Below are 11,655 nucleotides of genomic sequence, written 5' to 3'. Positions count from 1 at the left end.
TCGTCCGCCCCAGAGGAGATCCCACCTTGAAGCTTCGTCTTTCGCTTGGTTGCCTGTCAATTATCTCGACAGTCGCTACAGCCGTCGCCCTCAACGCAGCAAGCGCTTCCGCATCGCAGTTTTCTTCGGCTGCGGGACGCTACCGTATCGATCCGGAATCCCGGATCGGCTTCTCCATTGCACAGGTCGCCGGCCCCGGCATAAACGGCAGATTTCCCGACATATCTGGCCGGTTCGACATTGATGCCGATCATCCAGCACAGTCCTTTGTGGAAATAACCCTGAACCCTGCCAGCGTTAAAACCGGCCAGGAGCGCATAGACAATTTCCTACGCTCGAGCGCCGTCTTCAACGTGACCGATTACCGGCAGATCACCTTCCATTCGAGCCGTGTCGTACAGGAAGGTCCGACCAGCGCCCTGATCGAAGGGGTGCTGACAGCGAAGGGCGTCTCCAGAACGGAGACCTTTCATGCGACATTTGTGGAACAGAAGCCAGGATCCGTTGCCTTCCATGTCACCGGTACGATCTTCCGTGTGCCGTATGGCATGGGCATCGGCATACCGCTCTACTCCAACGCTGTCGTTTTCGACATGGATCTGAAGGGGATCAAATAAAGCTCCCGTCATCCAAAAAACAGGATCCGTGCCGGGATTAAATGCCGCTGGCCGGTGTTTATCCCCCATAGGACCAAATGTCCGAACAGCACTCTTACTCTCATCCTCTCTTGAAAAAGGACAATATCATGCGTCCACATCACCTGCTTCTGACCAGTCTCCTTCTTGGCATGTCGGGGACTGCAGCGCTTGCCGATAGCTATGCCGACGGTGCCATCAGGGAAAAGAAAACCGACAAGGGCACGATCCTCACCGATGCCAAGGGCATGACACTCTACACATTTGACAAGGACCCAAAAGACGTGTCTGTGTGCTTTGACGATTGCGCAAAGAAATGGCCGCCACTCGAAGCAAAAAAGAGCGACAGGGTCAAGGGCGATTACAAGCCAATTGCCCGTAAAGACGGCACAATGCAGTGGTCGCATGACGGCAAGCCGCTGTACCGTTGGCAGATGGATAAAAAGCCTGGTGATATGACCGGAGATGGCGTGGGTAACGTTTGGCATATCGTCAAGGAATAGGCTTCCATGCCCGATTTTCTGGACGAAATCGCAGACTGCATTCCCGGGTTGCGGCGCTACGCACATGCTCTGACGCATGATCGCGACGTGGCTGACGATCTCGTGCAAGATTGTCTGGAGCGGGCAATCCGCAAAAAAGGGCTATGGCGTCCGCAAGGACCGCTGCGGCCTTGGCTCACCAGTATTCTTCTCAACATATACCGCAACAATCTGCGTGATCGTCGGCGCCGTCCCATGGCCGTGCCGATCGAGGATGTTACGGGAGAGTTGTCCGTCCCTGCCGCCCAGGGTGGACGTCTGGCACTGGCAGAAATGGCACGGGCTATGGAGCAACTCTCACCCGAGCAACGGGAAGCACTGCTTCTCGTCGTGGTGGAGGGGATGAGCTACTCGGAAGCCGCAGATGTGCTCGACATCCCTGTGGGGACCCTGATGTCGCGCCTTGGCCGGGCGCGCGCAAGCCTGAGCCGCCTGACCCAAGAGGACCAGCCAAAGTTGAGAGTCATAAAATGAGAAATGGCGAGCCAAGCATAACCGAAAGTGACCTCATTGCCTTCGCAGATGGACGGCTCGATGATGCTCAGCACAAAGCTGTCACCGACTATCTTGCTTCACATCCGGATGCGGCTGAGAAAATAGAGATGTGGCGCCAGCAGACCTCAACCTTGCAGGCGCTGTACGCTACCCTGCCAACGGGACCGCTGCCATCCCGCCTCGATGTGCACGCCATGGAGCGTCGCATCCGCGATGAACGGGCTGCGTGGCGCAGATTTGCCGCAGCCGCCGTGGTCCTGCTTGCAGTGGGCTTGACAGGCGGTTGGTTCGGCCGGGGACTGCTCATGCCCGCAGACGCTGCCCCCGACCCGTTGCTGGCGGAAGCAACACAAGCACATAAGCTTTATGCGAGCGAGGTGCTTCATCCCGTCGAGGTCTCGGGTACCAATGCCCCGCAGTTGAAAACCTGGCTGTCGAAACGGCTTAACAGACCGCTGGATATTCCCGATCTCAAGGCACATGGCTTTTCACTTGTCGGCGGGAGGTTGCTGCCAAGCAAGGAAGGAGCTGCGGCCCAGTTGATGTATCAGGATGAGAGCGGGCAGCGAGTCACACTGTATATCGTCCCATCCGACGATGAGCCCGAAACCACCATCAGATGGACCCATCTGACGACCGGGGCAAGCGGCCTGCAAGCGCTGTTCTGGAATGACGAAACGATCCGCTGTGCCATGATCGGGGATCTGCCCAAGGAGCACATGCAGGTGCTGGCCGATGAAACCTACAAGCAATTGAGCTGACCATGGCTTTAGAAAATATCAAACCTGCAACCGCAAGGCAGTCGCAAAGCGAGAACGCTTCGGGACGGCCCTACGACTGGCTTTCCATCTTCTACCACTGGACGATTGCCCTGCTGTTCATCGGCCAGATCAGTGTCGGCTATGTGATGTCAGGGACCGATGTCGATCCGGCGCTGCAGTTCACGCTGTTCCAGTGGCATAAATCCGTCGGATTTACGGTGTTGGTGCTCGCTGTCTTCCGTCTTGGCTGGTCGCTTGTCCGGCCTAACCCGAAACCGCATGGTGGCGCGACGCTCGAAAATCTCGCTGCCCGTAGCGTGCACGTCCTATTGATGTTGCTGACAGTGGCGATCCCGCTCGCTGGCTGGGCGGTCGCCTCAACCTCACCGTTGCAGATCCCAAGCTATATTTTCAATTTGATCGTGATACCAGGCTTACCCATGACGATATCCGACCAGGCGGAAGCATTTTGGAAGACCGTGCATGCGACACTATCCTACACGGCCGCAAGCCTGGTTCTTCTGCATCTCTTCGCTGCGCTCTGGCATCACTTCGTGCGTAAGGATGCAACGCTTCAGCGCATGCTGCCGAGGATCCGACACGGCAGCCTATGAAACACCCTTCAACTCTTTTAGAAATCCTGAATGTCGACCTGCCCTACAGCGCCGTGCGTTTTATCAAACGCACAAAGGACGCTGTAACACCTTAAATTATGGAATAGAGTGCGTCACCGAAAAGTGGCACCCGGCTTTCCTGAAAGACAAGCGAAAACAAGAGAAGCTAGAGTCTGTCTGATGCGTTATGCACCTGACAGACTCTAGCTCGTCCCGCCCCCCCCGGGATGCCCCCTGCGTCCGGTCAACCGGGTCTTTATTGGCCCTTGATACGGGTCTTTTCGGTGATCTGGGGGCCGAGCGACATGGATCCCTCGAATTTGTAGCCCCAGTCGACCGTATTCCTGTGTGCCCATACCGTGCGGGTTTCAATGATCGGGATGGCGCAGACATTGGAGACGATCAGCTTCTGCGCCTCCTGCCACAGTTCAATCTGCTTGCTGGTATCCGTTTCTGTGCGGGCCGCCTCGATTTGTTTGTCGGCAACACTGCAGTGGCTGAAATTGGTGACCTGGCCGGGCTGTCCGATAGCGCTTGCGGAATGATAGAACTGCGTCAGATAGTAATCTGCCACGGGGAACCGGGCAGCGCCGTAGTAGACGATCGGGCTCAGATCCTTGCGGATCATCTGATGCCAGCTCGCATGTTCGACGGGCTGCAGATTGAGCGTAATGCCGGATTCCGCGACCTGCGCCTGGATAACCTGCATGACGCTTGCCATGCCCGGAAGCTGACTGGCGATCATCGTCACGCTCAACCCGTCCGGAAATCCAGCCTCCTTCAGCAGGGCTTTCGCCTTGGCCGGATCATGTTTCAGGACACCCGCATTCTCCGTAAAGCCAAGATTGGAACTGGGAATGACCGACTGAGGGGCCTGCCCCACCACCGGACCGATAAATTTGACGATCCCTGGCACATCAACCGCATAGGCGAGCGCCCGGCGGACCCGGATATCGTTGAACGGCGGCTTTGTGACATTGATATGTAAAAGTGCAAGCTCAACGGGTTGGAACGCATCCACAATGACAGCCGGATTTCGGGTGATGCGCTGCACCCATTGCTGATCCTGCACCCCGGCCTCGGCATCGAGCTCGCCGGCATCGAAGGCGAGATCGCGGGCCGCATTGTTCGGCAGAAACCGGTAGGTTACCTTGGTGATCTGTGGCTTGCCACGAAAATAGGTTTCATTGGCAACCAGCGTCACCGCCTGGCCTGGCGTGACCGACTGAACCGAGAAGGGGCCGAAGCCGACAGGATTGCGCTTGAAATCCTCGCCCCGCTCCTCATAGGCCTTTTTGCTGATGATGAAACCGCCGGCATAATTGGTCAACAGACCCAACAGGCTTGGAACCTGCCGTGATAGCGTAATCTTGACCGTGTGGGGATCAATCGCCTCTATTGTCTTGAACGCGGTGTAATCTCCTGAAAAGGCCGAGCGCTTCGGGTCTTTGGTCTTGTTGAGGCTGAAGACCACATCGTCGGCGGTGACATCTCCGTAGCCCGCTTGCCATTGCACGCCCTGACGAAGGTGGAAAGTCCAGCTTAACTTGTCTTCGCTGCTCTCCCAGCGCTCCGCCAGATCCGGCTCTATGGTCTCGGGATTGGCCGAGCCAGGAGCAAAGCGGACCAGCCCGCCAAAAATCCAGCCAACAACGGTCCGGTCCGAGGTATTATTGGCAAAATGCGGATCGAGCGAGCCGATATCGGCAGCAGCAGCCCCCAGAACCAGTTCCGTCTTTGCAGCGAAGGCCGGAGCCGGAACTGAAAAAACACCTCCCGCGATCGATGCAAAAATCGTTGTTGCTGCAAGACAGGATTTCACTTTCATGGTGGTTCCCCTTTGTGTGGATGATTGATGGGTGGCTAGCGAAGACGCGATGGACAAACCCGTCCGCCCCTCCGGCTGACCGCCGGAGGCTCAAGGCAAGACATCCAACCAAAGCGCTGCATTATGGACGGGCTGCCGGACTGAAGGCCGGTTACGGCTTTTCAGCCTCACGCAACATGCTTTAGGCAGTTTTCCTGGAAATGCTCTCACCAGCCACGGTCGAAGGCACGGGGCGGCGGATGAAATGCCCTTCGCTCATCTTGCCCCAGGATTGCTGCTCCGCCTCGAAACCGATCGGCTTGATCGGGCTTCTGGGCGGCTGCATATCGCCAGGCTCCTTCTCGCGCAGATGCCGCTGGCGCGGATGGGTGATGGGAATGGCCGACAGCAGCCGTTGGGTATAGCTGTGCCCCGGCCGGCCGATCACATCGTCCCGCCTGCCGATTTCCACCAGTTCGCCGAAATACATAACCGCAACGCGATCGCATATTCTCTCGACGGCAGCCATGTCGTGACTGATGAACAGGTAGGAAACCTGGAACTCATGCTGCAGGTCCATCATCAGATCAATGATCTGAGCCTTGATGGCGACATCGAGCGCGGAAACGGCTTCGTCGGCGATAATCAGCTTCGGCGACATGGCAAGCGCCCGGGCGATACAGATCCGCTGTCGCTGCCCACCTGAAAATTCATGGGGCAGGCTGCCAGCCCGGTTGGGATTGAGCCCCACTTTATCGAGGAGCCACTCCATCCTTTCGCGCAGTTCCTTTCCCGACACGATGCCATGAACGCGCATCGGTTCCATGATGGCCGAGCCGATGGTCTGGCGGCTGTCGAGCGAACCGAAAGGATCCTGAAAGATCATCTGCACATCGCGCCGAAGCGCAGCAAGGCTGTCGGAATTGCCGTAATTCACAGTCTTTCCATTGATGACGATCTCGCCCCCATGCCGGGGCACCAGATCGATGATCGCTTTGCCGATGGTGGATTTGCCCGACCCGGATTCGCCCACCAATCCCAGGGTCTCGCCCTTGCCGATGGCGAAGGAGACCTTTTCCACCGCATGGACCTGACCGATTGCCCTGCCGAGAAAACCGCCACGATAGGCAAAACGGACGGAAAGATCACGAACCTCCAGAACGGGGCGATCACCCTGATAGGTCATGGGAAGCGCCGGTAGGGTTTCGATGGGCTCTTTCGACGGGCTGAGCTTGCCCGCAACCGACGGCGCCGCCTCGATCAGCACGCGCGTATAGGCATGTTGCGGCGATGAAAAGACCTGCTCGACCGGACCGGATTCCACCTCCCTGCCTTCCCGCATCACCAGAACGCGATCAGCCACTTCGGCAACCACGCCCATGTCATGGGTGATGAACAGGACAGCCGTGTTGGTTTCACGCTGGAGATCCTTCAACAAGGCGAGGATCTGCGCCTGAACGGTCACGTCGAGTGCGGTGGTGGGTTCATCGGCAATAATGAGCGCCGGGCTACAGGCGAGCGCCATGGCGATCATGACGCGCTGTCGCATGCCGCCGGAAAAGGTGTGGGGATAGTTGTCGATCCGCCGTTCAGGATCCGGAATCCCCACCTTGCGAAGCATGTCGAGGACGGCATTCCTCAGTTCATGTCCCTTGAGGCCCCTGTGGATGGCGATGGCCTCACCGATCTGGTCGCCGATCCGCTGCACCGGGTTCAGCGAGGTCATGGGCTCCTGAAAAATCATGGAGATCTTGCCGCCACGGACCCTGCGCATCTCTGACTCCGTCAGGGACACGAGTTCCTGACCCTGAAGGGAAATGGAGCCCTCGACCTTCGCCAACCCCTCCGGCAGCAATCCCATCACCGCAAGCGAGGTGACACTCTTGCCGGAGCCGGACTCCCCCACCACCGCAAGCGTCGAGCCGGCTGGAATGTCGAAACTCAGATTGTGGACGATCTGCTTCCTGCCCAGGGCAATCTTCAGACCGCGGACGGATAATATGGTTTGCTCTTGCATCACGAAGCATCCCTCATGCGCGGGTCGATCAGATCGCGAAGACCGTCGCCGATCAGGTTAAAGGCCAGCACCAGCAACAGGATTGCCAGGCTCGGGAAAAGTGCCGGATAGGGCGAGCTCAGGATGTTCTCGAAGCCATCGCGCACCATGCCGCCCCAGGTGGGCGCAGGCGGGGCGATGCCCAGACCTATGAAGGCGAGAGAGGCTTCCGTTCGAACCGCATTGGCCATCCAGAGCGAGGCAATGACCATGATTTCCGGAAGAATCGCCGGCAGAATATGCCGAAGAAGAATGCGGGTTGGCGAAAAACCCATGGCGCGACATGCCTGCACATATTCCCTGTCCCGCTGGGTTATCACAGCGGAACGGGCCACCCGGGAAAAGGCCGGAATGGAGGTGAAGGCTATGGCGGCCACGATATTGGTGATGGTCGCCCCCATCAGCGCAACCAGAGCAATGCCGAGGATCAGAGAGGGGAAAGCCAGCACCACATCCATGATCTGCATCAGGATAACGTCCGTCCTTCCGCCTTTGAAACCGGCGATCATGCCAATGATCGTGCCGAGAACCATGGCGACAAGCACGGCGAAAAACCCGATGACAAGGGAGTAGCGCGCGCCGAACAGAATTCTCGACAGGGTATCGCGCCCATACTGATCCGCGCCGAGCAGATAGTCCCCGCCCGGAGGCGCAAGTTGGTCGATAATATTCTGCTTTGCCGGAGCATAGGGCGCCAGTTGCGGCGCGAAGACGGCGGCAGCCACGAGAACGGCAACGATGACGAGCCCTGCCCAGGTTGTTGCATTGAGCTGGCCCAGGGCGGCGAAAAACCGGGGAAGTTTATGAGTTCGTGCTGTGGACACTGTCATGGACGCCTTCATTTGTATTGCACCCTTGGATCGAGGAAGCCGTAGGTCAGATCGGTCGCGAGGTTCACCAGGACGACGATGAGTGTGTAGATGACGATCATGCCTTGAAGCAGGGTGTAGTCGCGCTGGCTGAGGGCCGTCAGGATGAGCTTGCCCAGGCCTGGTCTTGAAAATACGATTTCCGTCAGAACCGAGTTGCCGATCAGAATGCCGAGGTTCAACCCGACGATGGTGGTGATGGGAATGAGGCAGTTTCCAAGCGCATGCCGCCAGATGACAGTTCGCCGCGTAACACCCTTTGCCCGGGCCGTGCGGATAAAGTCCTGACCGAGCGTTTCCAGCATCGCAGACCGCGTAACGCGTGTCACATAGGCCATCATGATCAGCCCCAGAGAAACCGCAGGCAAGGTCATCTGCCAGACACGGTTCGACAGACCACTGCCGTCACCTGCGCTGATCACCGGAAACCAGGGAAGCTTGATCGCGAATACGATCAGCAGAATGAGGGCGGAGACGAAGCCAGGCAGGGAAAGACCGAGAAGCGATACCGTCCTCAACAGATAATCCTGGGCTCTGTTGCGATAGACAGCTGCCCAGACGCCGGTCGGAACACCCAGCACCACACCCAGAAGGAGCGCCGAAAAGGTCAATTCGAGCGTATAGGGCAAGACGAGGAGAATATCCTCGGCAACAGGTCGTCCCGTTACGAGGGATCTTCCAAGGTCGCCTGTCACGGCATTCCCCAGGAAGTGAAGATACTGAACGGAAATCGGCTGATCGAGACCCAGTCTTTCCCGCATTGCCGCAATGCTGTCCGGACTTGCCTGATCGCCCAGGATCAAGGCGACCGGATCGCCGGGCAGAATCCGGATCATAACGAACACCAACGTCAGCACGCTGAACAGCGTGACAACGGCGAAGCCCAGCCGTTTGGCCAAATATAACACCATTTTTAGCTCCCTCCCTGCGGCATGCGCGCGGCAAAGCCTAAGCCTTTCCCCACCGCAAAAGACATTTGCGGTCGCCTGCCGGGGCGAAATGAGTTCCCGCGCACTTCATAAGCGCGTCCTGATTTTCATTCATTAGACACAAGGCCCACGCATTCGTCAAGCATACGTTTGCATGTTTTATTCTGCGGATAATTTTTCGTTTTATCGGGTATTGAGTCCATTTTATCGCTGATATAGAGATGCCTATACACATTTTGTGCAAACGTGTGTATTTCGAGAGGAGCATCACCTGGAAGGCCGTGACCGTCCAACCCAGGACGGGCTGGCAGAAAATCAGGATGCGCCTGTTTATCTCCCGAATGAAGAAGGAATGGACCTGTGGTCAAAGTCACTAAAGTTAAGTCCGGCAGCCTGTACGAGGAAAAGGAGAGCTACTCACGCGTTGTCGCCGTCGATAACTGGGTCTTCGTCTCCAACACCGCCGGCCGCAATTACAAGACACGCGAAATGTCGACCGATCCGGTCGAGCAGGCCCGGCAGTGCTTTCACAATATCGAAGGCGCATTGGCATCCGTAGGCGCAACTCTCGCCGACGTCGTTCGTTCCCGCGTTGTCATTCCGCATGTTGAGGACGCGGCGGCCGTGATGGCGTTTGTCGGCGAAAAGTTTCGCGGTATCGACCCCTGCAGCACCGTTACCTGCCCCCCGCTTGGCGGACCTGATTACCGCGTGGAAATCGAGGTAACGGCATATAAGGGCGCAGGCGCTGCCGGGCCGGAATATATCAACGTTTCCCTCTAAAGCTTTTGCAGGAAAAGTGGAAACCGGTTTTCTGTCCTGAAATGTTTAAAAACAGAGAGTTGGAGTGCTTCCGGGAAAGCCGGAAACGCTTAGGGATCGCGGCTCAGATCGAGCACAGGCAGGCCCTCGGGGCAGCCTGAAACAGGAGCCCGGTTTCGTGCTTTCTCCAGACGAAGATCGGGACTTCGAACGCGCATACCGGTCGCTCCCGCCCGGGCGGCCGGTTATGTCTGCAAAGGGCCAAGCCTCTCCCGGTGGGGTTGGACTTCACACGCGCACTGTTCTTTTTGACTGTCCGCGCGGATCGGGTCATAAGAGCCAACAGCGAGACAGCACGCATAACAGCCGCTAGAAAACGGCGTGCTGTGTCATCTCTCGCAACCAGCCACGAGCGAAATTCTTCGTTCATTGATGAGGCCAATGAGAGTGAGCAGTTCCAACAGGGATATCCGGCGCTCGAAAACGAAAACGAGCATCACGATCGTGGATATCGCACGCCTCGCGGGCGTGAATCCGTCCACGGTCAGCAGAGCCCTCTCCGGCTCGCAATCCGTCACGGAGGAGACCCGCAACCGGATCGCCGCCATCGCGAAGGCGAACGGATATGTTGCCAACCACAACGCCCGGATGCTGCGCTCGCGCCAGGCCCATCAGATCCTCGTCATCGTTCCCAACATTGCCGCCTTTTCCCATCCCGATGTCATTCTCGGTGTGGAAGAGGCGCTGGAAGAACATGGAATCGGTGTGATCATCGGCAGCACCAAAGGCAATGAAGAGCGTGAAAATGCGCTTGCAAGGCAGCTGATTACCGGAGCCGCCGATGGCCTGATTCTGCTGAACGGAAGGGTACCCGAGGAATTCCAGGGGCTTCCACAATATGCAAAACGCATTGTTGCCGTTTCCCGCCCGGTTGATTTTCCCGGCGTGCCATTTATCGGGATCGACAATGAGAGCGCGGCCCTTGAGGCGACACAATATCTCATATCGCTCGGCCGGAGCAGGATATTGCATCTCTCCGGCCCACGCGAAAGCTCCATCTTCGCGGCGCGCGCAAAAGGATATCATGCGGCCATGGCCGAAGCGGGCCTTGAGGCCCATGCTGAAGTCATGCACCTGCCGTTCTTCACCATCACGTCCGGCAGACAGGCCCTCAGAGACATTCTCACACGGCGTCATCTGCCGGATGCGGTCCTCTGCGCAAGCGATGAACTGGCTTTCGGCGCCATACAGTCCTGCCGGGAAGTCGGGATCAAGGTCCCAGAGCAGATTGCCTTCGTGGGTTTCGACAATCACCCGGTCAGCGAGGCATTCAGCCCACCGCTGACAACCGTATCCGTGCCAAGGCGTGACCTTGGATATGTCGGCGCGCAGACGCTGCTCAGATCGATCTCGGATGACCTGAGCGAAACGCAGGCGCAAATACTTCCCTACGAACTGATCGTGAGAGCGAGCTGCGGCAGAAACCGCTGGTAATGCCAAACCCCAGACGCGAGTGAGAGAATTTCCGGGAAAAGTGCAGTTGCGGTTGGCGCTTAGCCTCTATTCTTGATCGGCGAAACTTACCTGTTTCGCGCTCGGTTTGTCCGCAAACGGGCAGTCTCGTCGCTAGGCGGGGAAAGCCGAAGATAATTATCTCGGACAACGCCACGGAGATAACCAGTATGGCTATCCTTACATACAAACCAAGAGACGAAGATCGAATGGCACTAGATCGCCCCTGGCCAGCCGATGCAGAACGGCTTCCTTGAAAACTTCAATGGCAGTTTCCTCAACGAGACCCTCTTCTCGTCCCTTACTCAAGCCCGAGCCGCAATCACTGCATGGAAAAATGATTATAGCAGCAACAAACAACACTTTCGCTGGGCGATATCACCCCGGGAGTTCGCAATGACAAAGGTAATGGAAAACATGCCAAACGAGGCCTGACTTCAAAGCCAGACACTCTTCCGAAAACAGGAGACAAGTGGGTCTCAGGGCAACATCTGCACCACCTTACCTCGGGTCAAAGATTAGTTTGTTTGTGTTTTCAGTCCTTAGAACGCCGAAACCGCCCCCTGATGGGAGCGGTAATTGATTTATGTTTGGAATTGGTTGCGGGGGCAGGATTTGAACCTGCGGCCTTCAGGTTATGAGCCTGACGAGCTACCGGGCTGCTCCACCCCGC

12 protein-coding genes are annotated in these 11,655 nt (G+C 57.4%); 8 read left to right on the top strand and 4 right to left on the bottom strand.

From position 1 onward, the window contains the following. The first annotated feature begins 53 nt into the window (after positions 1–53). The 5 genes from QO005_RS13235 (at position 54) to QO005_RS13215 (ending at position 3,047) form a co-directional block, all read left to right on the top strand. Positions 54–617, top strand: a complete 564-nt coding sequence (locus QO005_RS13235; protein WP_307158685.1) for a YceI family protein — start codon at positions 54–56, stop codon at positions 615–617. A gap of 128 nt (positions 618–745) precedes the next feature. After that, a complete protein-coding gene (locus tag QO005_RS13230) occupies positions 746–1,138 on the top strand; it encodes a COG4315 family predicted lipoprotein (RefSeq protein WP_307158684.1) in 393 nt (130 codons plus the stop codon). 6 nt (positions 1,139–1,144) lie between these two features. Continuing rightward, positions 1,145–1,651 carry a sigma-70 family RNA polymerase sigma factor gene (locus QO005_RS13225; protein WP_307158522.1) on the top strand — a complete coding sequence of 169 codons (507 nt, stop codon included), beginning with the start codon at positions 1,145–1,147 and terminating at the stop codon, positions 1,649–1,651. Next, positions 1,648–2,433, top strand: coding sequence for an anti-sigma factor family protein (locus QO005_RS13220; RefSeq protein WP_307158521.1), 786 nt, complete (start codon positions 1,648–1,650; stop codon positions 2,431–2,433). Before QO005_RS13225 ends, QO005_RS13220 begins: the two co-directional genes overlap by 4 nt. Before the next feature lie 2 nt (positions 2,434–2,435). Further along, positions 2,436–3,047: a cytochrome b gene (locus QO005_RS13215; protein WP_307158520.1), complete on the top strand. Its 612-nt coding sequence runs from the start codon at positions 2,436–2,438 to the stop codon at positions 3,045–3,047. 256 nt (positions 3,048–3,303) lie between these two features. Here QO005_RS13215 and QO005_RS13210 read toward each other — a convergent pair whose 3' ends face one another. The 4 genes from QO005_RS13210 to QO005_RS13195 all read right to left on the bottom strand — a co-directional run bounded on the left by QO005_RS13210 (position 3,304) and on the right by QO005_RS13195 (position 8,690). After that, positions 3,304–4,875 (bottom strand): ABC transporter substrate-binding protein, encoded by a 1,572-nt coding sequence (locus QO005_RS13210; RefSeq protein ID WP_307158519.1) that lies wholly within the window; start codon positions 4,873–4,875, stop codon positions 3,304–3,306. A gap of 181 nt (positions 4,876–5,056) precedes the next feature. Next, entirely contained in the window at positions 5,057–6,871 is a 1,815-nt protein-coding gene (locus QO005_RS13205; RefSeq protein WP_307158518.1) for an ABC transporter ATP-binding protein, read from the bottom strand. Continuing rightward, positions 6,871–7,740, bottom strand: a complete 870-nt coding sequence (locus QO005_RS13200) for an ABC transporter permease (protein ID WP_307158517.1) — start codon at positions 7,738–7,740, stop codon at positions 6,871–6,873. The genes QO005_RS13205 and QO005_RS13200 overlap by 1 nt, the downstream gene beginning before the upstream one ends. An 8-nt stretch (positions 7,741–7,748) precedes the next feature. Further along, positions 7,749–8,690, bottom strand: a complete 942-nt coding sequence (locus QO005_RS13195) for an ABC transporter permease (RefSeq protein WP_307158516.1) — start codon at positions 8,688–8,690, stop codon at positions 7,749–7,751. Positions 8,691–9,068: 378 nt separating this feature from the next. On the opposite strand from QO005_RS13195, the gene QO005_RS13190 reads away from it, so the two are divergent. The 3 genes from QO005_RS13190 (at position 9,069) to QO005_RS24220 (ending at position 11,417) form a co-directional block, all read left to right on the top strand. Further along, a complete protein-coding gene (locus QO005_RS13190; protein ID WP_307158515.1) occupies positions 9,069–9,491 on the top strand; it encodes a RidA family protein in 423 nt (140 codons plus the stop codon). A gap of 483 nt (positions 9,492–9,974) precedes the next feature. Further along, positions 9,975–10,964 carry a LacI family DNA-binding transcriptional regulator gene (locus QO005_RS13185; RefSeq protein ID WP_307158514.1) on the top strand — a complete coding sequence of 330 codons (990 nt, stop codon included), beginning with the start codon at positions 9,975–9,977 and terminating at the stop codon, positions 10,962–10,964. Between the two features lie 237 nt (positions 10,965–11,201). Then, positions 11,202–11,417: an integrase core domain-containing protein gene (locus QO005_RS24220; RefSeq protein ID WP_370878071.1), complete on the top strand. Its 216-nt coding sequence runs from the start codon at positions 11,202–11,204 to the stop codon at positions 11,415–11,417. The last annotated feature ends 238 nt before the right edge of the window (positions 11,418–11,655 follow it).

Source organism: Allorhizobium paknamense (assembly GCF_030815125.1).
Classification (GTDB): Bacteria; Pseudomonadota; Alphaproteobacteria; order Rhizobiales; family Rhizobiaceae; genus Allorhizobium; species Allorhizobium paknamense.
Note: the sequence above shows the minus strand (reverse complement) of the source record. Positions and strands in the feature narration are given on the sequence as shown.